The 23,054-nt window shown below is 66.3% G+C and carries 21 protein-coding genes; 8 read left to right on the top strand and 13 right to left on the bottom strand.

Going from position 1 to position 23,054, the window contains the following annotated elements:
* Positions 1-132: 132 nt before the first annotated feature.
* The 4 genes from RT688_RS19670 to RT688_RS19655 form a co-directional block, all read right to left on the bottom strand.
* Positions 133-2,913 (bottom strand): TonB-dependent receptor plug domain-containing protein, encoded by a 2,781-nt coding sequence (locus RT688_RS19670; protein WP_313706530.1) that lies wholly within the window; start codon positions 2,911-2,913, stop codon positions 133-135.
* 412 nt (positions 2,914-3,325) lie between these two features.
* Positions 3,326-4,561: a glycolate oxidase subunit GlcF gene (gene glcF, locus RT688_RS19665; protein ID WP_313706529.1), complete on the bottom strand. Its 1,236-nt coding sequence runs from the start codon at positions 4,559-4,561 to the stop codon at positions 3,326-3,328.
* 1 nt (position 4,562) lies between these two features.
* The gene (glcE, locus tag RT688_RS19660; protein WP_313706528.1) at positions 4,563-5,606 is read right to left on the bottom strand and encodes a glycolate oxidase subunit GlcE; all 1,044 of its coding nucleotides are present in this window, start codon (positions 5,604-5,606) and stop codon (positions 4,563-4,565) included.
* A 13-nt stretch (positions 5,607-5,619) separates the two neighbouring features.
* Entirely contained in the window at positions 5,620-7,101 is a 1,482-nt protein-coding gene (locus RT688_RS19655) for an FAD-linked oxidase C-terminal domain-containing protein (RefSeq protein ID WP_313706527.1), read from the bottom strand.
* Between the two features lie 74 nt (positions 7,102-7,175).
* Here RT688_RS19655 and RT688_RS19650 point away from each other — a divergent pair, with 74 nt between their 5' ends.
* From RT688_RS19650 to RT688_RS19640, 3 genes are read left to right on the top strand one after another with little or no spacing between them, the layout of a single operon-like run.
* Complete coding sequence (locus tag RT688_RS19650) at positions 7,176-7,730, top strand: cob(I)yrinic acid a,c-diamide adenosyltransferase (RefSeq protein WP_313706526.1); 555 nt, start codon at positions 7,176-7,178, stop codon at positions 7,728-7,730.
* A 10-nt stretch (positions 7,731-7,740) separates the two neighbouring features.
* Positions 7,741-8,784: a rhomboid family intramembrane serine protease gene (locus RT688_RS19645; RefSeq protein WP_313706525.1), complete on the top strand. Its 1,044-nt coding sequence runs from the start codon at positions 7,741-7,743 to the stop codon at positions 8,782-8,784.
* A 48-nt stretch (positions 8,785-8,832) separates the two neighbouring features.
* On the top strand, positions 8,833-10,257 hold the full coding sequence (locus RT688_RS19640; RefSeq protein ID WP_313706524.1) for an MATE family efflux transporter: 1,425 nt from the start codon (positions 8,833-8,835) through the stop codon (positions 10,255-10,257).
* 36 nt (positions 10,258-10,293) lie between these two features.
* Here the strand turns inward: RT688_RS19640 and RT688_RS19635 are convergent, their stop codons facing one another.
* Positions 10,294-10,446, bottom strand: coding sequence for a hypothetical protein (locus tag RT688_RS19635; protein WP_312549699.1), 153 nt, complete (start codon positions 10,444-10,446; stop codon positions 10,294-10,296).
* 109 nt (positions 10,447-10,555) lie between these two features.
* The gene (locus tag RT688_RS19630) at positions 10,556-11,473 is read right to left on the bottom strand and encodes a LysR family transcriptional regulator (protein ID WP_313706523.1); all 918 of its coding nucleotides are present in this window, start codon (positions 11,471-11,473) and stop codon (positions 10,556-10,558) included.
* 97 nt (positions 11,474-11,570) lie between these two features.
* Between RT688_RS19630 and RT688_RS19625 the strand changes: the two genes are divergently transcribed.
* On the top strand, positions 11,571-12,470 hold the full coding sequence (locus tag RT688_RS19625; RefSeq protein ID WP_313706522.1) for a DMT family transporter: 900 nt from the start codon (positions 11,571-11,573) through the stop codon (positions 12,468-12,470).
* Positions 12,471-12,521: 51 nt separating this feature from the next.
* Entirely contained in the window at positions 12,522-13,214 is a 693-nt protein-coding gene (locus RT688_RS19620; RefSeq protein ID WP_313706521.1) for a 2OG-Fe(II) oxygenase, read from the top strand.
* A 67-nt stretch (positions 13,215-13,281) separates the two neighbouring features.
* On the opposite strand, the gene RT688_RS19615 is transcribed toward RT688_RS19620, so the two are convergent.
* From RT688_RS19615 to RT688_RS19600, 4 genes are all read right to left on the bottom strand, one after another.
* Positions 13,282-13,494: a hypothetical protein gene (locus RT688_RS19615; protein WP_313706520.1), complete on the bottom strand. Its 213-nt coding sequence runs from the start codon at positions 13,492-13,494 to the stop codon at positions 13,282-13,284.
* A 346-nt stretch (positions 13,495-13,840) separates the two neighbouring features.
* Positions 13,841-15,715 carry a 1-deoxy-D-xylulose-5-phosphate synthase gene (gene dxs, locus RT688_RS19610; RefSeq protein WP_313706519.1) on the bottom strand — a complete coding sequence of 625 codons (1,875 nt, stop codon included), beginning with the start codon at positions 15,713-15,715 and terminating at the stop codon, positions 13,841-13,843.
* The gene (locus RT688_RS19605) at positions 15,716-16,606 is read right to left on the bottom strand and encodes a farnesyl diphosphate synthase (protein WP_313706518.1); all 891 of its coding nucleotides are present in this window, start codon (positions 16,604-16,606) and stop codon (positions 15,716-15,718) included.
* Entirely contained in the window at positions 16,603-16,860 is a 258-nt protein-coding gene (locus tag RT688_RS19600; protein WP_312549714.1) for an exodeoxyribonuclease VII small subunit, read from the bottom strand. The genes RT688_RS19605 and RT688_RS19600 overlap by 4 nt, the downstream gene beginning before the upstream one ends.
* 392 nt (positions 16,861-17,252) lie before the next feature.
* Between RT688_RS19600 and RT688_RS19595 the strand changes: the two genes are divergently transcribed.
* Genes RT688_RS19595 through RT688_RS19585 form a run of 3 tightly spaced genes read left to right on the top strand, consistent with a single transcriptional unit; the run spans position 17,253 to position 20,164 of the window.
* Positions 17,253-18,353, top strand: a complete 1,101-nt coding sequence (locus tag RT688_RS19595; RefSeq protein ID WP_313706517.1) for an aromatic ring-hydroxylating dioxygenase subunit alpha — start codon at positions 17,253-17,255, stop codon at positions 18,351-18,353.
* Positions 18,354-18,381: 28 nt separating this feature from the next.
* On the top strand, positions 18,382-19,305 hold the full coding sequence (locus RT688_RS19590) for a DMT family transporter (RefSeq protein ID WP_313706516.1): 924 nt from the start codon (positions 18,382-18,384) through the stop codon (positions 19,303-19,305).
* Positions 19,306-19,312: 7 nt separating this feature from the next.
* Entirely contained in the window at positions 19,313-20,164 is an 852-nt protein-coding gene (locus RT688_RS19585; protein ID WP_313706515.1) for a sulfurtransferase, read from the top strand.
* A 289-nt stretch (positions 20,165-20,453) separates the two neighbouring features.
* Here the strand turns inward: RT688_RS19585 and RT688_RS19580 are convergent, their stop codons facing one another.
* The 3 genes from RT688_RS19580 to RT688_RS19570 form a co-directional block, all read right to left on the bottom strand.
* Positions 20,454-20,996, bottom strand: a complete 543-nt coding sequence (locus RT688_RS19580; RefSeq protein ID WP_313706514.1) for a putative glycolipid-binding domain-containing protein — start codon at positions 20,994-20,996, stop codon at positions 20,454-20,456.
* 42 nt (positions 20,997-21,038) lie between these two features.
* Positions 21,039-21,737 (bottom strand): ZIP family metal transporter, encoded by a 699-nt coding sequence (locus RT688_RS19575; protein ID WP_313706513.1) that lies wholly within the window; start codon positions 21,735-21,737, stop codon positions 21,039-21,041.
* A 160-nt stretch (positions 21,738-21,897) separates the two neighbouring features.
* Positions 21,898-22,782 (bottom strand): dienelactone hydrolase family protein, encoded by an 885-nt coding sequence (locus RT688_RS19570; RefSeq protein ID WP_313706512.1) that lies wholly within the window; start codon positions 22,780-22,782, stop codon positions 21,898-21,900.
* Between the last annotated feature and the right edge of the window lie 272 nt (positions 22,783-23,054).

Below are 23,054 nucleotides of genomic sequence, written 5' to 3'. Positions count from 1 at the left end.
GAGCGCTTCCTGCGAGCGGCGCTGGGCATGTTCAACACATAACGGTGACAGCGCCAAAAAAAGAGACCAGGCCGAGGCCTGGTCTCTTGCACTTCATCGCGAGCCGGTGTCCCGGCTCATGCGTTCAAGCGATCAGAACGTGTAGCTTGCCGCCACCGCGAGGGTACGGAACTGCGGCGAGGTGGTGTTCCAGCCGTCGCGCCATGCGATCGGACGGCCTTCGTTGAACACGTTGTAGACGTACAGGTTCAGCTTGACGTTCGGGATGCCCGAGTAAGCCAGCGAGTAGTCGACGGTGGTGTTGCGGCCAACGCGTGCGCAATCGCCCATGTACTCGGCAGCAACCTTCTGGGTCACGCAGTAGGTCGGCGACGAGATGCTGTTGTTGCTGTAGCCGCTCGCGTAGTTCCAGGTGATGCCGTGGTCGAAATCGCCCTTCTTCACGTAGGCGCGGGCCTTGACTGCCATGCGCGAACCGAAGTCCCAGGTGCCGACGATGTTGCGGTCATAGGCGTTGTCGGCCACGCTGAATTCCTGGTACTTCAGGACATAGGTGCCGTCCAGCTTCAGGCGGATGTCCATGCCCGAGTACTTGAAGCGGCCCGATGCGTCGAAGTCCAGGCCCGACACGCGGGTGCGGCCGCTGTTGACGTACGGGTTGTACACCATGCCCAGCTGGCCGACGCCGCCGTAGTTGATGGTGTTGCCAGGCGCGTACTTGTTGACCAGCGCCAGGAACTCGTTGTCGGCAACGCTGTTGTCGATACGGACCAGCTGGCCGGCCGGCAGGTCGGCCTCGCCCTTCAGGATGTCGACGGTCGAACGGGTACCGATCTCGTTACGGCGCTCGATGAAGTAGTAGTCGATCGCGGTGGTCCAGTTCTTGATCGGCTCCCAGACGATACCGCCAGTGAACGAACGCGAGGTTTCCGGCTTCAGGTCCGGGTTCGAGGACACGAAGCTTGGCAGGTTGGCCGAGCATTCCGAGTTGCGGAAGCTGTTCGCCTGGCTCTTGTCGGAGGTGGTAGCGCCGGCGGCGTTCTGCACCAGGTTGTTCAGCTGGGTCGCGATCGGGCAACGACGCGGATCGTTCACCTGGGTAGCGACCGAGCTGCGGCCCAGGCCGTTACCCGATTCGACGATGTTCGGCGCACGGAAGCCGCCCGATGCGGTGGCGCGCAGCAGCAGGCTGTCGGTGGCGTTGAAACGCAGGCCCAGCTTCGGCGACAGGTGGGCGTCGGCGTTGTCGCTCTTGTCGGCGCGGACGGCGGCCGACATTTCCAGGCGCTTGGTCAGCGGCACATTGGCTTCGGTGAACAGGGCGTACTGGTTGACGCGGTCGTCGACCTGCAGGCCGAACACGCCGATCAGCTCGCCGCGCAGGACGTTTTCCGAGCTCTTCATCCAGTAGCCGTTGCTGCGGATGTCGGTGCCGATTGCGACGCTCAGCGGACCGGCCGGCAGTTGCATCAGCGTGCCCGTGACGGTGGCGTCGAAGAACTTGATGTCGGCTGCGCCTTCGGTGGTACGGACCGGGAACATCGAATCCAGCACAGCGTAGTCGTTCTGCTGGCCGAATTTGTAGGTGCCGTTCACGATGGCGTTGGTGTAGCCTTCCTTGCTGGCGTTACGGGTGCCCTTGACTGCCGAGGACTTCATCCAGCCGCCGGCGGCTTTCCAGTCCCAGTCGCCGATGGTGCCGTCCAGGGCCAGCATCACGCGCCACTGGTCCGACTCGGTACGGTTGAAGTTGAAGCCGTCGCCGGTGTCCATCAGGCGGGTGCGGAACTCGACCGGAACGTTGTACGGGTTCGACGCGTGGCCGACCGGCAGTTTCGGATAGTTGAACGGGCCGACCATCTTGCCGCCACGCACGTCATACCAGATGCTCGAGCTCGAGGTCGGCTGCAGGGCCGACGGCGCCACGATGTATTCGTTGGTCGCGTCGGCGTAGGTCACCTCGAAGTTGGCGTTGATGTCCTTGCCGATGCGGAAGCTGGTGTTGCTGGCGATTGCCTTGCGCTTGCTGTCGGTGGTCAGGCCAGTGTACGGCGTGGTGTCGAATTTGCACAGGCGGTCGACCGGATCGATGTCCTCGGGCGGGCAGCCAGGTGCAGCGACGATGTTGGTGCTGCTCAGGTAGTAGTTACCGGTCGGCGAGTACGAGCTCTTTGCGTCGTAGGTCGAGCGGCCCGGGGTCAGGCGGTGCCACGACGGATAGTGGCGCGCCAGGTCGGCCTGGGAGTAGCCGTCGCGCTTGTAGGCTTCGGCGGTGATGTAGGTGTTGTAGCCGTCTTCGTCGATGTCGCCGAAGCCGACGATCGCCGACACGTTGCGGCTGCGGTCTTCCTGGAAGTGCTGAGGCTCCTTGTACTGGCCGCGGATCTTGGCGCCCTGGAAGTCCTTGCGCAGGATGATGTTGATCACGCCGGCCACGGCGTCCGAGCCGTAGATTGCCGATGCGCCGTCCTTCAGGACCTCGATGCGCTCGATCGCGTCGCTGGCGATGGCGTCGAGGTTGGTGAAGTTCTGCTGGGCGCCGTCGGACAGGCCGTACTGCGCGATGCGGCGGCCGTTGACCAGGACCAGGGTCGAGACCTTGCCCAGGCCGCGCATGCTCACGCCCGAGGAACCGGTCGCGAAGCTGCCCGAGGAGCTGTTGGACGAGTTGATGCTGGTGTCGATCGAAGCCGTCGAGGTCAGGATGCCCAGGGCAGTCGCCTCACCGGTCTTTTCGATATCGTCACGGTTCAGGATCTGGACCGAACCGGCAGCTTCCGCTTCGGTGCGCTTGATGCTACTACCGGTGACTTCCACGCGCTGCATCTTGACTTCAGGCGTGCTGGTTTGCTGCGCAATGGCGAAGGCAGGGAATGCCATGGTCAGGGCCATCGCGATGGTGCTCTTACTCAAAGTACTCTTGTGCTTCAAAACGACTCCAGTTTGTTAAACTTATTTTAATAAACCGTCCACCAGCACAACCGTATGCTACGAATTGTGCAAGGACAGTTAAATACTGTTGCACAACATTACCCTCTTGCAAAGGTAAAACAGAAACTTTTGGCATTTCCTGCCGATCTCCGTGATTTTTGTCGTGTATTTGCCACAATGAAATTACGCGAAGTCTCACAACCCGAATTAAATTCGGCGTCGATTTGTTTACAAAGAGGAAATTTGGCTTTCTGGACATGCCCGATGGACGATGCATGGCGCCGCCCAGGCGGGATACGGAGGCGCTAAAGGATGCGGCGGGCGCCGGCGCCCACGCCGGCCGGCCGGGCTGCGCAAGGCCCGGCCATGGGAAGCCGAACGCGGGGTGGAAGGCTCAGCCCGGCGCGACGGGCGCCAGCATCCTGTCGACCAGCTCGATCCAGTGGGTCACCGGAGTCCCGGTGCCCGACTGCAGGTGGGTCATGCAGCCGATGTTTGCCGACACGATCTCGCCGGCGCCGGTGGCGGCCAGGTTCGCCAGCTTGCGCTCGCGCAGTTCGTGCGCGATCTCCGGATGCAGCACCGAATAGGTGCCGGCTGAGCCGCAGCACAGGTGGCTGTCAGCGCACAGCACCACGTCCACGCCGACCGCGCGCAGCACGCCCTCGACCTTGCCGCGGATCTGCTGGCCGTGCTGCAGCGTGCAGGGCGGGTGGAAGGCCACGCGCTGGGCGCCCTTCCCCGCCATCCGCAGCGCCAATTGCGCTTCGAACTGCGGCAGTATCTCGGACAGGTCGCGCGTGAGCAGCGAAATGCGCGCCGCCTTGGCTGCGTACGCGGGGTCGTGGGCCAATAGGTGGCCGTACTCCTTGACCGTGACGCCGCAGCCCGAAGCCGTCATCACGATCGCCTCCACCTGTTCAATGTAGGGCCACCAGGCGTCGATGTTGCGGCGCATGTCATCCAGGCCGCCGGCCTGGTCGTTCATGTGGTAGCGCACCGCGCCGCAGCAGCCGGCCTGCGGCGCCACCAGCAGTTGCACGCCGACCGCGTCCAGCACGCGCGCGGTGGCGGCATTGATGCTGGGCGCCATCGCCGGCTGCACGCAGCCTTCCAGCACCAGCATCTTGCGCGCATGGGTGCGCGTCGGCCAGGGGCCCGCGGCGCGCGCCGGCTGCAGCTTGTCCTGCAGCTCCTTCGGCAACAGCGCGCGCAGCGCGCTGCCGGCGCGGAAGGCGGGCTTGAACAGGCCGGCGCGCGGCAGGAATTCCTTGAGCGTGGTGCGCTTGATCCGGTTCTGCCAGGTGCGCGGCACGCGTTCCTCGACCACGCGGCGGCCGATGTCGGCCAGGCGGCCGTACTTCACGCCAGAGGGGCAGGTCGACTCGCAGTTGCGGCAGGTCAGGCAGCGGTCCAGGTGCAGCTGGGTCTTGCGGGTCGGCTCGGCGCCTTCCAGCACCTGCTTGATCAGGTAGATGCGCCCGCGCGGGCCGTCGAGCTCGTCGCCCAGCAGCTGGTAGGTCGGGCAGGTAGCGGTGCAGAAGCCGCAGTGCACGCAGGCGCGCAGGATCGCTTCGGCCTCGTCGCCGTCCGGGGTGCCCTTGATGAAATCGGCAAGATTGGTTTGCATGTCAGTACATCCGTCCCGGATTGAAGATGTGCGCAGGGTCGAAGGCCGCCTTCAAGCGCTCGTGGATGCGCGCCACCGGCGGCGCCGGCGGCTGGAACACGCCGACCGCCTTGTCGCCGCCGCGGAACAGGGTCGCATGGCCACCGGCCGCCGCCACCGCGCGCCGGATCTCGCCTGCCCTTGCCGCATCCGCGCGCAGCCAGCGCTGCGCCCCGCCCCACTCGATCAATTGTCCGCTCCCGAAGGCCAGCGGGGCGGCGACCGACGGCAGCGACAGCCGCCACAGCGGCGCCTCGCCGGCGAAGAAGGCGTGCCGCTGCTCGCGCACCCCGAGCCAGAAACCATCGGCATCCGGCAACGGCTCGCCGCCCAGCGACTTCACGGCCGCGTCCACCGCCGCCTGGGCGCCGGACAGGCGCAGCGCCAGTACGCCGTCGACCCAGCAGCTGCCCGATAGCGGCAGCGGCTGGCCGCCCCACTCGTTCAGCTTGCGGATGGCGTCGATCTCGCTCATCGCGAAACGCAGCGTGGTCTCGGCGAAGGGCCGCGGCAGCACCTTCACTGACACCTCCAGCAACAGGCCCAGCGTGCCGAGCGAGCCCGCCAGCAGGCGCGAGACGTCGTAGCCGGCCACGTTCTTCATCACCTGGCCGCCGAAGGTCAACACCTCGCCCTTGCCGTCCATGAGCTTCGCGCCCAGCACGAAGTCGCGCACGGCGCCGCTGTTGGCGCGGCGCGGGCCCGATAAACCGGCCGCGATGACGCCGCCGAAAGTCGCATCAATGCCGAAGTGCGGCGGCTCGAAGGCCAGCATCTGGTTCCGTTCGGCCAGCACGGCCTCGATCTCGGACAGCGGCGTGCCGCAGCGCGCGGTGATCACGAGTTCGGTCGGCTCGTAGTCGACGATGCCGGCGTGGCCACGCGTATCGAGGATCTCGCCCTCGAAAGACTGGCCGTGCCAGTCCTTGGTGCCGCCGCCGCGGATGCGCAGCTTGCCGCCGCCGGCCGCGGCCATGCGCACGCGGTCCCTGAATTGTTCGATCATGCTGTTGGACTTCCTAGAAACGCGGCAGGTCGGGGAAAGGCAGCACGCCGCCGCTCACGCGCATGCGGCCGAATTCGGCGCAGCGGTGCGGGGTCGGGATCGCCTTGTCCGGATTGAGCAGCATGTGCGGGTCGAAGGCGCGCTTGACGGCGAAGAAGGCGTCCAGCTCGGCGCGCCCGAACTGCACGCACATCGAGTCGATCTTCTCCATGCCGACCCCGTGCTCGCCGGTGATGGTGCCGCCCACTTCCACGCACAGCGCCAGGATCGCGGCGCCGAAGGCCTCGGCGCGCGCGAATTCGCCCGGCTTGTTGGCGTCGAACAGGATCAGCGGATGCATGTTGCCGTCGCCCGCGTGGAACACGTTGGCGCAGCGCAGGCCGTAGGTGCTCTCCATCTGCTCGATGCTGGTCAGTACGTGGGCCAGGTGCTTGCGCGGTATGGTGCCGTCCATGCAGTAGTAGTCGGGCGAGATGCGGCCGGCGGCCGGAAAGGCGTTCTTGCGCCCGGACCAGAAGCGCAGGCGCTCGGCCTCGTTCTGCGACACCGCGATCGCGCTGGCGCCGGCCGCCTGCAGCACCTCGGACATGCGCCCGATCTCCTCGGCCACCTCGAGCGCCGTGCCGTCGGCCTCGCACAGCAGGATGGCGGCGGCGTCGGTATCGTAGCCGGCGCGCACGAACGGCTCGACCATGCGCGAGGAGGTGCGGTCCATCATCTCCAGGCCGGCGGGAATGATGCCGGCCGCGATCACGCTCGCCACCGCGTTGCCGCCGGTGACCACGTCGTCGAAGCTGGCCATGATCACCTGGGCCACGGCCGGCTTCGGCACCAGCTTGACCGTGGCTTCGAGGACGATCCCGAGCATGCCTTCGGAGCCGATGAAGACGGCCAGCAAATCCAGGCCCGGGGCATCCAGCGCCTCGCCGCCGAGTTCGACGATCTCGCCGTCGATGGTGGCCACGCGCACGCGCAGCACGTTGTGCACGGTCAGGCCATATTTCAGGCAATGCACGCCCCCGGAGTTCTCGGCCACGTTGCCGCCGATGGTGCAGGCGATCTGCGAGGACGGATCGGGCGCGTAGTACAGGCCGTACTGGGCCGCCGCTTCGGAAATCGCGAGATTGCGCACGCCCGGCTGCACGACCGCCGTGCGCGAATACGCATCGACCTTGACGATGCGGTTCAGGCGCGCGGTCGAGATCACCACGCCGTCGTGAATCGGCAGCGCGCCGCCCGACAGGCCGGTGCCGGCGCCGCGCGGCACGATCGGCACATTCAGTTCGCGGCAGACGTCCAGGATGGCCAGCACCTCGGCTTCGTTCGTGGGCAGCGTGACGATCATCGGCAACTGGCGGTAGGCGGCCAGGCCGTCGCATTCGTAGGGGCGGGTGTCTTCGGGGGCGTGCAGGACCACGCGGTCCGGCAGTTTCGCGCGCAGGGCGGCGGCGACCTGCTGCCGGCGCTCGACAGGAACTTGGAGGGAGGCGCTCATCCTGCGATTGTAAGCACAATTACATCGTTTTGTCGTATCCTCGGGCTATCTTTTTTTATAGGCTGGACATAATCATGGGCAATCGACTTTCAAAAATCGCCACACGCACCGGCGACGACGGCAGCACCGGCCTCGGCGACGGCAGCCGCACCGGCAAGGACAGCGCGCGCATCCACGCGCTGGGCGAAGTCGACGAGCTCAACTCCTTCGTGGGCCTGCTGCTGTGCGAGGACATGCCGATCGACCTGCGCGAGGAACTGGTCTCGATCCAGCACGACCTGTTCGACCTGGGCGGCGAGCTGTGCATCCCCGGCTACCAGATGATCAAGGACGAGCACGTGGCGCGCCTGGACGGCCTGCTCGAGAAGTACAACGCCGACCTGCCGATCCTGAAGGAGTTCATCCTGCCGGCCGGTTCGCGCGCTGCCTCCACCGCGCACGTCTGCCGCACCGTGTGCCGGCGCGCCGAACGCGCCATCGTCGCGCTGTCCAAGGAAGACACGATCAATCCGCAGCCGCGCCAGTACGTGAACCGCCTGTCGGATTTGATGTTCGTGCTGGCGCGGGTGCTGAACCGCTTCGCCGGCGGCAGCGACGTGCTGTGGAACCACGAACGCAAGCGCGGCTAAGGACGCTTGCATGGCGGGTGCCCACGTATTCGAGGTGCGTTTCTACATGGCCGGGTCCAACTGGCCGAGCAATCCCTTCCAGTTCCGCGGCAACGGCACGATCGAGGTCGGCGCCGACTTCGTCACCGTGCGCGGCAGCCGGCACCGCTCGTTCCGGCTGCCGCAGCGCCAGGAGCAGCGCCTGCGCATGGTCGACATCGTCAACGCCTATGCCAGCGGCAGCGACGTCTGGTTCGACGTGCTCGGCGTGAAGGAAGACCTGACGGTCGGCTTCAGCGCGCCGGACGCCGCCACTGCCGACCGCATCGTCGCCCTGCTGCCGAAGCGCCAGACCGCCTCCTTTGCCGAGGCCCATGCCGAGAACGAGGTGTTCCACGACCGGATCGACTACTGGACGCCGTCGACGCCGGTGATCTGGGGGCTGCTGGTCGCGAACATTGGCATCTTCTTCCTGATGTGGCTGGCGCGCCAGCGCTACCAGGCCGCGCTGGAAGGGCCGTTGCGCCAGCTGTTCGAGATCCGGCCGAACGTGGCCTCGATCATGGAGGCGCAGCAGCTGGTGGAATGGGGCTCGAACTTCGGCCGGCGCACCCTGCGCGGCGAATGGTGGCGCCTGTTCACCGCGATGTTCCTGCACGGCGGCATCCTGCACCTGGGCTTCAACATGCTGGCGCTGTGGCAGGTCGGGCGCCTGACCGAACGCATCTTCGGCAGCGTGCGCTTCGCCGGCCTGTACCTGCTGTCGGGCCTGGCCGGCAGCCTCGCCAGCGTGCTGTGGAACCCGCAGGTGAACAGCGTCGGCGCCTCGGGCGCGATCTTCGGCATCATCGGCGGCCTGCTGGCCTTCCTCGGCCGCGAGAACAGCGGCGTGCCGCCCACCGTGGTCAAGGAACTGCGCGCCTCGCTGCTGCCCTTCCTGCTGTTCAGCCTATGGATGGGCTTCATCTATCCGCACACCGACAACGCGGCCCACATCGGCGGCCTGGTCGGCGGCTGGCTGGCGGGGCATCTGCTGGCGCGCTCGATCCACGTGCCGGAGCATCGTCAAGGTTGAGGGCGCTACCGTACATCATGCTGGGCCGCGTTGGCTTAGCATGATGTCATGAAAACCGACCGCAAAACCCTCTTCCTCGAGGGCTCGATTCCGCGCGCCCTCGTCACGCTGGCGATCCCGATCATGCTCGCCAACCTGCTGCAGACCGGCTACCAGCTGACCGATGCCTTCTGGGTCGGGCGCCTGGGCGCGTCGGCGGTGGCGGCGATTTCGGTCAGCTTCCCCGTCACCTTCCTGGTGATCGCGCTCGGCTCCGGCCTGGCGATGGCCGGCGCCACCATGGCCGCCCAATACGTCGGCGCCGGGCGCCAGGACATGGTCAACCACGTGGCGGCGCAGACCATGCTGATGGTCGTGATCACCTCGATCGTGTTCGGGGCGATCGGCTTCGTGCTCGCCCCCACCCTGCTGCATCTGCTCGGCGTGGCGCCGGATGTCTACAGCGGCGCGCTGGGTTTCCTGCGCGTGTCGTTCGTCGGCATCCTGTTCGTCTTCATGTATGCGATGTTCCAGGCGTTGATGCGCGGCGTCGGCCAGACCCGCATTCCGCTGATGATCGTCGCCGGCACGGTGCTGCTGAACTTCGTGCTCGATCCGCTGTTCATCTTCGGCTGGGGGCCGGTTCCCGGCCAGGGCGTGATGGGCGCGGCCTACGCCACCCTGGTCACCCAGGCCCTCGCCGCGGGCCTCGGCATGCTGGTGTTCCTGCGCGGGCGGCATGGCATTGCCCTGGCGTGGCGCGGCTTCAGGCCGGATCCGGTATACCTGAAACGCGCCTTCTTCCTCGGCCTTCCCGGTTCGGTGGAGCTGTCGACGCGCGCGCTGGGCCTGATGGTGATGTCCTTCCTGGTGGCCAGCTTCGGTACGCTGGCGATCGCGACGTATGGCGTCGGCTCGAACATCCTGCAGGTGATCACGATTCCGGTGATGGGCATCGCGATGGCGGTGGCGACCCTGGTCGGCCAGAACATCGGCGCCGGGAATACGGCGCGTGCCGAGCGCATCACCTGGCTCGGCGCCTGCGCCAGCTTCGTCCTGCTGACACTGCTGGGCGGCGCCGCCTGGCTATGCGCGCCGTGGCTGGTGCGCTTCTTCATTCCGGACGACCCGGCGGTGATCGCCGGCGGCGCCCACTTCATCCGCATCATGTGCCTGGCTTGGGGCGGGATCGGCATCCAGCTGTGCATCGTGTCGGCCTTCCGCGCGTCGGGCAACATGCTAAGCGCGATGATCATCGCGATGGTGTCGCAGTGGATGATCCAGTTCCCGCTTGCCTACGTGCTGGCGAAGCACACTGCGTTGGGACCCGATGGACTGTGGTGGTCGTTCCCGGTGACGAACGTCGCGGTGGCGCTGGTGTCGGTGGCGTGGTTTGCGCGCGGCAGCTGGACGACGGTGCGGCTGACCGAGGACGACAGGCAGGTGGCCGAGGTGGCCAAGGAGACGATGGTGGAGGAAGGCAGCCTGCGTTGATCTGCCGGCCGCTTGCCTCCTCCGGGATTGATGGCTTTATGACGCCGAGGTCTGCGGCACGCTCTTGACGTTCTTCTTGAGGAAGAACAGCGTCGCAGCAACCGACGCAAAGAACACGGCGACGCCGAGCGGATCGACGCGCACATCCACGGTGACTTTCACATCCACGTTTTTCACAGCTTCCTCCATGATCGATCTCCGATAGATTAGCAAAACTATATCAAATATCGTGGATGAGGCAGGTCCGGCAGGGTGGCATGCGTGGCGCCGGCACGCGCGGCCGGTGGTTGCCGGCCGCTCAGCCTTGCTGCGGCCCGACCGTCTCGAGCAGGTAATCGATGAACACCCTTACCTTCGGCGGCAGGAAGCGGTTCTCGAGGTAGACCGCATAGACCCGGTCGCCGGAAAAGCCCGTCGGCGCCAGTTCCGGCAGCACCTGCACGGCCGCGCCGCGGCGCAGGTCCTCGTCGACCACATACGCCGGCAGCAGCGCGATGCCGGCGCCGCGCAGCATGGCGGCGTGCAGGGCCAGGCTGCTGTTGGCCGCCAGCGCCGTGTCGAGCCTGATGCGCGTTCTGCCGCCGGCGCCGTCGAATTCCCAGGTCAGCGGCGCGCCGCCGCCGAAGCCGAGGCAGCGGTGCTCCCCCAGCTCCTCGACGCGCGTCGGCGTGCCGTGCTTGTCGAGGTAGGCGGGCGCGGCGGCCAGCACGTAGCGGAGCGGCGCAATCGGCCGCGCCACCAGGCTCGGCGTATCGATGCGCGGCGCCAGGCGCAGCGCGACGTCGATTCCTTCCTCGACCAGGTCGACGTAGCGGTCGGCCAGGCTCAGGACGACACGGATGTCCGGATAGCGCGCCATGAAGGCCGGCAGCAATCCCGCCAGGCAGCTGGTCCCGAAGGCCACCGAGGCGCTCACGCGCAGCGTGCCGGCCGGTCCCGCCTGCAGGCCGGCGGCGGTCGCTTCGAGCGCTTTCGCTTCCTCGATCATGCGCAGCCCGTGCTGGAAGATCGCGCCGCCGGCCTCGGTCAGGCCGAGCTTGCGGGTCGAGCGGTGCAGGAGCTTGGCCTGCAGGGTCTTTTCCAGGCGCGCCACCTGCTTGCTGATGTTGGCCTTGGTGGTGCCCATGCGGCGCGCCGCCTCGGAAAACGAGCCGCTCTCGACGACCCGGACAAAGGCCCAGATATCGGAAAAGTCGCGCGGTTCCATCGTGGCCATCGTATCGCCTTTGGAAACAATGTGTTTTGTATTGATAGGATTGTATCGCAACAGTATCCGGCATAAGCTGGGAGCAATGACCTTACCGGAGAAAACAATGACAACGATCAGGCTCTCGATCCCCGCGGCTGCCGGCCTGGCCGGCCTCGCCCTGCCCCTGCTGTTCATTGCGATGTGGAGTTCGGGCTATGTGGTCGGCAAGCTGGCCGTGCCCTATGCCGCGCCGTTCACCCTGCTGAGCCTGCGCTTCGGGCTGGGCGCGCTGGTACTGCTGCTGGTGGCGCTGGCCGCGCGCGCGCCGTGGCCGGCGAATCGCCGCCAGTTCGGGCACCTGGTGATGGTCGGCCTCCTGATCCAGGCGCTGCAGTTCGCCGGCCTGTACACGGCCTTGAAGCTGGGCGTGTCGGCCGGCGAATCGGCGCTGATCGTCGGCACCATGCCGGTTTGTACGGCGTTGGGGGCGGCGCTGCTGCTGGGCGAGCGGCCGGGTGCGCGCCAGTGGCTGGGGATGGCGGGCGGCCTGCTCGGCGTGCTGCTGGTGGTCTGGCACAAGCTGGAAGCGGCCGGCGGCGCCGGACCGATCGCCTATGGCGCCGCCGTGGTGGCGCTGGCCGGCATCACGCTCGGCACGCTCTACCAGAAGAAATTCTGCGCCGGGATGGACCTGCGCACCGGCGGCTTCATCCAGCTGGCGGTGGCCACGCTGGTGGCGCTGCCGCTGTCGCTCGGCCTCGAGGGTTTCGCGGTGCGGTGGACGCCGACCATGCTGTTCGCCACGGGCTGGCTGGCGGTGGTGAATTCGATCGGCGCGACCAGCCTGCTGTTCGTCCTGATGCGCAAGGGCGAAGCGAGCAAGGTGGCCAGCCTGTTCTACCTGATTCCCGGCGCGACCGCGCTGATGGCCTTCGCGGTGCTGGGCGAGACCCTGGACCCGCTGGCGCTGGCGGGCTTCCTGGTGACGGCGGGCGCGGTCTGGCTGTGCACCCGCTCCCGTTGAGGCCGGGTTACACTTGAACAGGCATGATCGATTCGACGGAAAGGGACTGGCTTGGACGACTTCATCGGCATCTACGACGGCGCGCTGACGCCCCAACAATGCGACGCCATCGTGGCGCGCTTCGACGCCAGCGACAAGGTGGTGCGCGGGCGCACCGGCCAGGGCGTGGACGTGACGAAGAAGGACAGCTACGACCTGACCATCGCCCAGCAGCGCGAATGGGACGACGTCAACGCGCTCCTGACGCGCACCGTCGCGCGCCACCTGTGCGAGTACATCGATCGCTACCGCGCGCTCGTCACCGGCTCGCTGGCGCCGACCCTGGCCCACCCCGCGACCGGCGCGCCGACGCCGCTGACGCTGGAGAATTTCGACGAGCTCGCCGCCGCGCGCATCGAGCCCCTGCTGCAGGCGCTGTACCGCTGCGGCCCCATCAACCTGCAGAAGTATTTGCGCGGCAGCGGCGGCTACCACCACTGGCATTCCGAGATCTATCCGCAGAACGCCAGCTGCGAAACGCTGCACCGGGTGCTGCTGTTCCAGTTCTATCTCAACGACGTGGAGCAAGGCGGCGAGACCGAATTCCTCTACCAGGGCCGCAGAATCGCGGCGCGCAAGGGGCGCCTGATCGTCGCGCCTGCGGGGTTCACGCACACGCACAAGGGGCATGTGCCGGTCAGCGGGGACAAGGTCATCGCCACGTCCTGGATCCTGTTCCAGCGGGCCGAGGCGTTGTTCAAGTAGGCGGGATGATCGAAGCCCACGGCTTCGATCATCCCGCCGACGCTGCGATCAACCTGCGGTCAAGCAATCATGGAATGTCGCCGTTGCCGTCCCAGCCGTCGCACATCGCCAGGCAGCGGCTCTGGTGGTATCCGCAAAAGTTCTCGCCGTAACCGCCCGCCACGCAGGCGTCGTACCTGGCGAAGCAGGTTTCGAAGCAGGCGATATAGTCGTCACCCGCATAGGCATAGGACGCACTCAGGCCGAGTGCGAACAGGAACAGGCCGATCTTGTTTTTCAATGCAATCTCCCCTCTTGGTCGAAGACGATGTATGACGCGCGGCGGCCGTCGTCTCATGCGGCCGTCGGCGTTTCCCCTGGCGGGGGAAATCGGGCGGGCTTCTTGTGGCGTTTCCGTCAAAGTTATCGGTAAAGATACTCGGCGCAAAGCTGGCAGGATTGAGAGGTCGGGATATGCACGCGTGCCATACCGCGTGGGTTCAAGAACCCACCCTACCAAACGGAAGCCACGTATTTCGGCAAAGGCGTAGGGTGGGTTCTTGAACCCACGCTGTCGTACCCATGCACACCGCGGAACATAAAAAAAGCGGCGCCAAGGCGCCGCTTCTTCAAAGAGCCTGAGCAGCTCAGTTCTTGACCACCGCCAGCCGCGGTTCGTCCGCCATGCCGAAGCGCGCGCGGATCGAGGCCGCGATGCCCTTGGCATCCAGGCCGACCGACGCCAGCAGCGCCGCCGGATCGCCCTGGTCGATGAATTTATCCGGCAGGCCCAGGATCAGCAGCGGCTTGACGATGCCGGCTGCCGCCATCGCTTCGGCCACGGCCGCGCCGGCGCCGCCCATCACGGCGCCCTCTTCCACCGTCACCAGGTAGTCGTGCTCGGCGGCGAGCTGCTTGACCAGCTCGACGTCGAGCGGCTTCACGAAGCGCATGTTGGCGACCGTGGCGTTCAGGTCGGCGGCCGCGCCCAGGCTCGGGGCGACCATCGAGCCGAAGGCCAGGATCGCGATCTTCTCGCCCTGGCGCTTGATCTCGCCCTTGCCGATCTCGATGCTGGTCAGCTCCTCTGAAATAGCCGCGCCGATGCCGGCGCCGCGCGGATAGCGCACCGCGGCCGGGCCCGGGTAGTGGTAGGCGGTGGTGAGCATCTGCCGGCACTCGTTCTCGTCGGACGCGGCCATGACGACCATGTTCGGGATGCAGCGCAGGTAGGACAGGTCGTAATTGCCGGCATGGGTGGCGCCATCGGCGCCCACCAGGCCGGCGCGATCGAGCGCGAAGGTCACGTCCAGGTTCTGCAGGGCCACGTCGTGGATCAGCTGGTCGTAGGCGCGCTGGAGAAAAGTAGAGTAGATCGCCACCACCGGCTTCATGCCCTCGGTCGCCAGGCCCGCGCCGAAGGTCACCGAGTGCTGCTCGGCGATGCCGACGTCGAAATAGCGCTCCGGGTACTGGGCGTGGAAGCGCACCATGCCCGAGCCCTCGCGCATCGCCGGCGTGATGCCGACCAGGCGGCTGTCGATGGCCGCCATGTCGCACAGCCAGTTGCCGAACACCTCGGTGTAGGTGATCTTGGCCGGCGCCGTCGCCGGCTTGATGCCCTCGAGCGGATTGAACTTGCCGGTGCCGTGGTACAGGATCGGCTCGGCCTCGGCCAGCTTGTAGCCCTGGCCCTTCTTGGTCACCACGTGCAGGAACTGCGGGCCCTTGAGCTTCTTGATGTTTTCCAGCGTCGGGATCAGGGAATCGAGGTCGTGGCCGTCGATCGGGCCGATGTAGTTGAAGCCGAATTCCTCGAACATCGTGGCCGGGACCACCATGCCCTTCGCGTGTTCTTCGAGGCGGCTGGCCAGCTCGCGCAGGGGCGCCGGCAGCACGGTCTTGCCGACGTTTTTCGCCGCGGCGTAGAACTGGCCGGACATCAGGCGCGCCAGGTAGCGGTTCAGCGCGCCCACCGGCGGCGAGATCGACATGTCGTTGTCGTTCAGGATCACCAGCAGGTTGCAGTCTTCCTCGACGCCGGCGTTGTTCAGGGCCTCGAAGGCCATGCCCGCGGTCATCGAGCCGTCGCCGATGACGGCGATCGCGTGGCGGTTCTCGCCCTTCAGCTTGGCGGCCGCGGCCATGCCCAGCGCCGCCGAGATCGAGGTCGACGAGTGGGCGGTGCCGAAGGTGTCGTAGATGCTTTCGTCGCGCTTCGGGAAGCCCGACAGGCCGTTCAGCTGGCGCAAGGTGGGCATGCGCTCGCGGCGGCCGGTCAGGATCTTGTGCGAATAGGTCTGGTGGCCGACGTCCCACACGATGCGGTCGTGCGGGGTGTCGAACACGTAGTGCAGCGCGATGGTCAGCTCGACGGTGCCGAGGTTCGAGGACAGGTGTCCGCCCGTCTTGGCGACCGACTCGAGCAGGAACTGGCGCAGTTCGTGCGCCAGCGGCGTGAGCTGGGTGCGCGGCAGCTTGCGCAGGTCGGACGGGTCGTTGATGTTATCTAACAGGTTCATTTAGGCCTTCCGCTGCACGATCAGGTCCGCGAGTTCGCGCAGCCGCAGTGCTTGTTCTCCAAATGGCGCCAGCGCATCGTGCGCCTCGCGCCGCAATTGTTCGGCCAGCGCCTGCGAGGGCGCCAGGCCGAGGATCGACACATAGGTCGGCTTGTTGTCGGCGGCATCCTTGCCGGCCGTCTTGCCGAGCGTTGCCGAATCCGCTGTGGCGTCCAGGATGTCGTCGACCACCTGGAAAGCCAGCCCCACCGCCTTCGAATAGGCTTTCAAGGCTTCCAGTTCCGCAGCGTCCAGGTCCTTGCCGCACAGCGCGCCCAGCAGGACCGAGGCGCGCAGCAGCGCGCCGGTCTTGAGCTGGTGCATGCGCTCGAGCTGCTCCAGGGTGAGCGCCAGGCCCACGCTGTCGAGGTCGATGGCCTGGCCGCCGCACATGCCGGCCGAACCGGCGGCCTCGGCCAGCAGGCGCAGCATGCCGACCAGCCGGCCTGGCGGCAGCGTGTCGGCGCCGGCCAGGGTTTCGAAGGCGCGCGCCTGCAGCGTGTCGCCGACCAGCAGCGCGGTCGCTTCATCATACGCCACGTGCACGGTCGGCTTGCCGCGGCGCAGGGCGTCGTCGTCCATGCAGGGCATGTCGTCGTGCACCAGCGAATACACGTGGATCATCTCGAGCGCGCAGGCGGCGCGCGCCAGCGCCCCCGGGTCGGCGCCGAACAGCGCGCCGCTGGCGTACACCAGCAGGGGACGCACGCGCTTGCCGCCGCCCAGCGTCGTGTAGCGCATGGCGTCGTGCAGCTTGGCGGGTTCCGTGCCGGCGGCCGGCAGGAAGTTCGACAGCGCGGTTTCGACGTCGGCCTGGACGCCCGCCATCCAGTCTGCGAACGGGGCGCTCATTGGCCGCCCTCGCCCGCGCCGTCGGCGCTGAAGGGCTTGAGCATGTCGCCTTCGAGTACTTTCACTTGGGATTCGACCTTGTCGAGCTGGGCGGCGCAATACTTCACCAGCTCGGAACCGCGCGCATAGGCGGCGACCGAGGCTTCCAGCGGCAGTTGGCCCGCCTCCATCTGGGAGACGAGCTGGGCCAGTTCGGCCATGGCCGCCTCGAAGGACGCCGGCGCAGTCGCTTGCGCGTTTGAATTGTTTGCCATAGTTACTTGTTGTGTTGGGGCAGCGACCCCACAGAATGACGCAACCTGTGCGCCATGGGGAAGTCTAATCGCGTATTTTAGAACAATCCTTACCCTTGGGGTGGTCGCGCAGATGCTGAGTATCTTGACAGGAAGCTCATATTTTAGCGCAAGCACCTTCAACGCCATGAAAACCATGCCATTCCGGCAATTTCTTTGCCTCTGTGCGCCACAGCCGCGCGCTGGTCCGAGACTGTAGAGCTCGTTACACGGTATAATCTCCGGTTCTGTCCGAAATACCGTATTTCCAAATCCAAAATACTGGTCTTTGGATTCTTTCTCTTCTTTGGGGTCCTCGAAAAGCCGATTTTCGAGGTCCCTTGGCTCGGTGCTTTTATAAAAGGGGGGTTGGGATGTCCGATCTGGCTACCCACGCCAAGCTGGCGCGCTCGTGCGCTCAGCTTCCGGTAAATGTTTATTTTGACAATGCGCTGCTGCAGCGTGAGATCCAGCAACTGTTCCAGAAGGGGCCACGCTACGTCGGTCATGAGCTGATGGTGCCGGAGGCGGGCGACTTCGCCACGCTGGCATCGGAAAACGAAGGCCGCATGCTGGTGCGCAATGCCAATGGCATCGAGGTGCTGTCCAACGTCTGCCGTCACCGCCAGGCGCTGATGTTCAATGGCCGCGGCAATGCGAAGAACATCGTCTGCCCGCTGCACCGCTGGACCTATGACCTGAAGGGCGAACTGATCGGCGCGCCGCATTTCGCCGAGACGCCCTGCCTGAACCTGTCGAAGTCGCCGCTGCAAAGCTGGAACGGCCTGCTGTTCGAGCAGAACGGCTACAATGTCATGGAGAAACTCAAGGAGCTGTCGGTCACGAAGGACCTGGATTTCTCCGGCTATCTGTTCGACCACGTCGAAATCCACGACTGCGACTACAACTGGAAGACCTTCATCGAGGTCTACCTCGAGGACTACCACGTCGAGCCCTTCCACCCGGGCCTGGGCAACTTCGTCACCTGCGACGACCTGAAGTGGGAATTCGGCCGCGACTACAGCGTGCAGACCGTCGGCGTGAACCGCGGCCTGCAGAAGGCCGGCTCGCCCGCTTACAAGAAGTGGCAGGAAGCGGTCCTGAAGTTCAACGGCGGCAAGGAGCCGAAGCACGGCGCGATCTGGCTCACGCTCTACCCGAACATCATGGTCGAGTGGTACCCGAACGTGCTGGTGGTCTCCACCCTGTGGCCGCTGGGCCCGCAGAAGACGCGCAACGTGGTCGAGTTCTACTACCCGGAAGAGATCGCCCTGTTCGAGCGCGAACTGGTCGACGCCGAACGCGCGGCCTACATGGAAACCTGCGTCGAGGACGACGAGATCGCCCAGCGCATGGATGCCGGCCGCAAGATCCTGCTCGAGCGCGGCGTCAACGAGGTCGGACCCTACCAGTCGCCGATGGAAGACGGGATGCAGCACTTCCATGAGTGGTACCGCAGCAAGATCGAGCTGTAACGGTCCGCTGTCACCAACCAGGAATTTGATGCCTTCACTCTGGATGCTGTTCGCCAGCTTCGCGTTTGCCGCCATGGGCGCGGGCGTGAAGCTGGCTTCCGAGTTCTACACCACCTCCGAACTCCTCTTCTACCGCGGCCTCATCGGCTCCGTCATCCTGCTCGCCATCGTGCGCCAGCAGGGCGGCAGCTTCCGCACGCCCTTCCCGAAAGCCCACCTGTGGCGCAGCGCGGTCGGCGTGACCTCCCTGTGGCTGTGGTTCTTCGCCATCTCCAAGCTGCCGCTGGCCACCGCCATGACCCTGAACTACATGGCGCCGATCTGGATCGCGGCCTGGATGTTCCTGCTCGGCTGGTGGACCAAGACCAAGCACGCCGAGTGGCCGCTGGTGCTGGCGGTCGGCGCCAGCTTCTTCGGCGTCACCCTGGTGCTGCAGCCGGCGATCGCGTCGAACCAGTGGCTGGGCGGCCTGGCGGGCCTGTGCTCGTCGGTGATCTCGGCCATGGCCTACATGCAGGTACGCAAACTCGGCCAGATGGGCGAGCCCGAATACCGCGTGGTCTTCTATTTTTCGCTGACCACGGCGGTCGCCGGCATGGCGGGCGTGATCGGCGGCGACGGCGCGCAGGGCGGTTTCCCCTTCCACGGCCATACGCTGTACGGCGGCCTGCTGCTGCTCGGGATCGGCTTCGCCGCCCTGATGGCGCAGATGGCGATGACGCGCGCCTACCGCGTCGGCAAGGTGCTGGTGGTGGCCAACCTGCAGTACACCGGCATCGTCTTCTCCAGCCTGTGGGGCCTGCTGCTCTGGGGCGACAGCTTCGACTGGCACGTCTGGCTCGGCATCGGCGTCATTCTCGCATCGGGCATCGCGGCGACGTTCTACAATACGAGGAGCACGGCGCGCGGCGCCGTGATCAAGAAGACCGACCCCATCGCCAGCGAACTGTGAGGACGCCATGTACACGACCCTGATTTCCGCCGCCGAACTTGCCGCCAACATCGACCGCCCGGACTGGGTCGTGGTCGACTGCCGGCACGACCTCGTGAACCTCGCCTTCGGACGCGACGCCTATGCCGCCGGCCACCTGCCGGGCGCGGTCTTCGCCGACATGGAGACCGAGCTGTCGGGCGCCAGGCGCGGTCCGGACGGCGTGTTCCGCGGCCGCCACCCGTTGCCGGAAAAAGAAGCGCTGGTCGAAGCCCTGCGCGCCTGGGGCGTGAACGACGCCACCCAGGTCGTCGCCTACGACGCCCACGGCGGCATGTACGCGGCGCGCCTGTGGTGGCTGCTGCGCTGGATCGGCCATGAAGCCGCGGCCGTGCTCGACGGCGGCCTGCCGGCCTGGCAGGCGCTGGGCCAGCCCGTGGTCACCGAGGTCCCCGCCAAGCCGCGCGGAACGATCGAGGCGCGCGCGCCCTTCGTGCCGACGGTGACGGTGGCCGAGGTGCTGGAGAACATCGAGAGCGCGAAGCGCACCGTGGTCGACGCACGCGCGGCCGACCGCTTCCGCGGCGAGAACGAGACGGTCGATCCGGTCGGCGGCCACATCCCGGGCGCGAAGAACCGCTTCTTCAAGGACAACCTGCAAGGGGACGGACGCTTCAAGGCGCCGGCGCAGCTGCGCGAGGAATTCGGGAGCGTGATCGGCGACCCGAAGGACGCCATCATGCAGTGCGGCTCGGGGGTGACGGCCTGCCACAACCTGCTGGCGCTGGAAGTGGCCGGCATGCCGGGCGCGGCGCTGTATCCGGGCTCGTGGAGCGAGTGGAGCGCCGATCCGGCGCGGCCGGTGGCGACGGGTTCGTAGGGTGGGCACCTGTGCCCACGCAGTCGTACTCTTGCGAACCCCACCGCTTCCGCAAAGCGACCGGCCAGATTTCGACTAATCGAGCGCCGTAACGTGTGGGTACAAGTACCCACCCTACGAAACTCTCGCGGCCCGGTCCACCCTACAACCCCGATCGTCGTTCGTAGGGTGGGCTCTTGAGCCCACGCGGTCGTACTCTTGCACACCCCACCGTCCCCGCGCAGCGACCGGCCAGATTTCGACGAATCGGGCGCCGTGACGTGTGGGTACAAGTACCCACCCTACGAAACTACGAAACCCGCTTGAACAGCCCTGGATAACGCAGCACCAATCCATCCGCGTCGACCTGCAGGTCGGCCTGAAAATCGCGGCCGACGCTCTCGAAGCGATACATATCCGCCCCGAGCCGCGTATAGGCCTGCTTCGCCCTCTCCACCTTCAAATCCGGAATCCACACCCAGGCGACATCGACCACCTGCCGCTCGTCGAGCACGCGATGCAGGCGCCGGATCGGCAGCGTATTCGTGAAACAGCTCGCGGTGAGATCGATGTCGATGCAGCCGGCAAGCTGCGCGATGGGCGCGCCGTCGCCGTCCTGCCAGTGTCCCTCGCCGTCGGCATGGAGTTCCAGCCGCCCGCCCCCGGCGACCTCGATCAGTGCATGGCGCACGCGCCATCGGGCGTCGCAGCGGATGCTGTAGAAAGCGCCGTAGTCTTCGCCGTGGCGGCCGCCGATCACGGCGCCCTGGGCGAGGATGATCTCGCCCTCCTGTCGCAGCGCCAGGTGCTCGATGCCCAACCCGTCTTCCGGGATCCAGCGACAAACCTTCATGCTCGGACTCCTTGACCAAAGTGGCCGGGCCCGCTCACGACATCAGCGCCCGGTCAGGAACAGGACGATGATAACGCCAAGGGAAATCAGGAGCACCTGCGGGATCGATTCCTTGACCGTCGCGCGGCGCTGCATCTGCGGCATCAGGTCGCTCACCGCGATGTAGATGAAGCCGGACGAGGCGAACACCAGCACGTAGGGGATCAGGCCGCTGGCGCGGTCCAGCGTGAAGTAGCCGAGCAGGCCGCCCGCCACCGCCAGCAGGCTGCACAGCAGGTTGAAGACGTAGGCGCGCAGGCGCGAGAAGCCGGCGTTGAGCAGCACGATGAAGTCGCCGATCTCGGTCGGGATCTCGTGCGCGACGATCGCCAGCGCGGTGACGATGCCCAGTTCGGGGTTGGCCAGGAAGGCCGCCGCGATCAGGATGCCGTCGGTGAAGTTGTGCATGCCGTCGCCGATCAGGATCATCCAGCCCGACTTGCCGGCCGCGTGCGCGTCGTGGCCGTGGGCGTGGTGGTGACCGTCGCCCTCGTGGTGGTGCGAGTGGCGCAGCAGCGCCACTTTCTCGAGCAGGAAAAAGGTCAAGAGGCCCGCCAACAGGGTCGCGAACAGCTTCTGCGGGCTGGCGCCGGAATCGAAGGCCTCTGGCAGCGCGTGCAGCAGCGACGTCGACAGCATGATGCCGACGGACAGGCTCACCAGCCGCTCCACCATTTTGGAGAGCAGCGTGAACGAAAACAATGCCGCGGCCGAGATGCTGACGACGCCGGCGACGAGGGTCGCCAGCAGGATGGAGATTAGGATCGGGTCGATTTGAAGCCTCTTGTTCTGGACGTGCTGCGCTTGGCAAGCCGGGCATTGTACCTTTCCCGGCTCCCAAACGTGCGGCGGCGCGCTCGGCTTATGCGACGCCGTGCTTCGCGAACCAGTTCAGCGCGCGCTTCCAGCCGTCCTTCGCATCGGCTTCGTTGTAGCTCGGGCGGTAGTCCGCATGGAAGGCGTGGCCAGAATTCGGATAGACCACGATCTCGGAGCGGCTGTTGCCCTTCCCGAGCTGTTCCTTCATGCGCTCGACCGACGCCAGCGGGATGCCGGTGTCCTTGGCGCCATACAGGCCCAGCACCGGCACCTTCAGGCCCTGGGCCACGTCGATCGGGTGCTTCGGCGAATTCGGCGTGACATCGCCCGTCAGGCGGCCATACCAGGCCACGCCGGCCTTGACCTTCGGGTTGTGGGCGCAATACAGCCAGGTGATGCGGCCGCCCCAGCAAAAGCCGGTGATGCCGAGCCGCTCGATGTCGCCGCCGCGCTGCTTGGCCCAAGTGACGACGGTGTCGAGGTCGGACATGACCTGGGCATCCGGGGTCTTCGAGACGATGTCCTTCATCAGGTCGGCGATATTGCTCACCTTGGTGGCGTCGCCCTGGCGCACGAACAGGTCCGGGGCGATGGCCAGGTAACCGGCCTTGGCGAAGCGGCGCGCCACGTCCTTGATGTGCTCGTGCACGCCGAAGATCTCGGAGATCACGAGGATGACCGGCAGGTTGGTCCTGCCCTCGGGCTGGGCGCGATAGACCGGTACGTCCTGGCCGTCGATGACGATGATGTGGTCGCCGGCGGACAGGCCGGCGGTGTCGGTCTGGATCACGGATTGCGCCATGACCGGCAGGGTCGCGGCCGCGAAGCCGCTGCCGACTGCCGCTTTCAGGAAAACACGGCGGTCGACGCCGTCTTCGAACGCCGTGCTGGCAACGAGGCTGTCGCCGTCTTGTACGAGATCCTTCATGTGCATCCCTCCGGTCGCTGGTTGTAAGGTTGACTATCTTACCAGCGGCGCGGCGGCGTTGCGCATGGGTGCCTGGATGTGTGCGCCGGCCCGGTAACGGCAAGCGTCAACGCGGCGGGTCAGGCGACGCGTATCACCGCGTGGGCAGCGCAGGCGCCAAAGGTCTTCATGCGGGAATGGCGGAGCTGCCCACCCTACGGTCCGCGGCGCCGGCATCCGTAGGGTGGGCAGCTGCACCTGCGACCTCTGCACAGCCGCGCTGTATGCGCTGC

Source organism: Massilia sp. (genome assembly GCF_032106685.1).
In the GTDB taxonomy this organism is placed as follows: domain Bacteria; phylum Pseudomonadota; class Gammaproteobacteria; order Burkholderiales; family Burkholderiaceae_D; genus Telluria.
The sequence above is the reverse complement of the archived record's forward strand: the minus strand, read 5'-3'. Positions and strand labels throughout refer to the sequence as shown.

Coding starts and splice junctions, on each gene's coding strand:
- RT688_RS19580 (WP_313706514.1), bottom strand. CDS start 20,996: ATGAAGGTTTGTCGCTGGATCCCGGAAGACGGGTTGGGCATCGAGCAC.
- RT688_RS19590 (WP_313706516.1), top strand. CDS start 18,382: ATGCCTTCACTCTGGATGCTGTTCGCCAGCTTCGCGTTTGCCGCCATG.
- RT688_RS19630 (WP_313706523.1), bottom strand. CDS start 11,473: ATGGCCACGATGGAACCGCGCGACTTTTCCGATATCTGGGCCTTTGTC.
- RT688_RS19570 (WP_313706512.1), bottom strand. CDS start 22,782: ATGAAGGATCTCGTACAAGACGGCGACAGCCTCGTTGCCAGCACGGCG.
- RT688_RS19585 (WP_313706515.1), top strand. CDS start 19,313: ATGTACACGACCCTGATTTCCGCCGCCGAACTTGCCGCCAACATCGAC.
- RT688_RS19600 (WP_312549714.1), bottom strand. CDS start 16,860: ATGGCAAACAATTCAAACGCGCAAGCGACTGCGCCGGCGTCCTTCGAG.
- RT688_RS19655 (WP_313706527.1), bottom strand. CDS start 7,101: ATGAGCGCCTCCCTCCAAGTTCCTGTCGAGCGCCGGCAGCAGGTCGCC.
- RT688_RS19650 (WP_313706526.1), top strand. CDS start 7,176: ATGGGCAATCGACTTTCAAAAATCGCCACACGCACCGGCGACGACGGC.
- dxs (WP_313706519.1), bottom strand. CDS start 15,715: ATGAACCTGTTAGATAACATCAACGACCCGTCCGACCTGCGCAAGCTG.
- RT688_RS19605 (WP_313706518.1), bottom strand. CDS start 16,606: ATGAGCGCCCCGTTCGCAGACTGGATGGCGGGCGTCCAGGCCGACGTC.
- RT688_RS19635 (WP_312549699.1), bottom strand. CDS start 10,446: ATGGAGGAAGCTGTGAAAAACGTGGATGTGAAAGTCACCGTGGATGTG.
- RT688_RS19640 (WP_313706524.1), top strand. CDS start 8,833: ATGAAAACCGACCGCAAAACCCTCTTCCTCGAGGGCTCGATTCCGCGC.
- RT688_RS19625 (WP_313706522.1), top strand. CDS start 11,571: ATGACAACGATCAGGCTCTCGATCCCCGCGGCTGCCGGCCTGGCCGGC.
- RT688_RS19595 (WP_313706517.1), top strand. CDS start 17,253: ATGTCCGATCTGGCTACCCACGCCAAGCTGGCGCGCTCGTGCGCTCAG.
- glcE (WP_313706528.1), bottom strand. CDS start 5,606: ATGATCGAACAATTCAGGGACCGCGTGCGCATGGCCGCGGCCGGCGGC.
- RT688_RS19645 (WP_313706525.1), top strand. CDS start 7,741: ATGGCGGGTGCCCACGTATTCGAGGTGCGTTTCTACATGGCCGGGTCC.
- glcF (WP_313706529.1), bottom strand. CDS start 4,561: ATGCAAACCAATCTTGCCGATTTCATCAAGGGCACCCCGGACGGCGAC.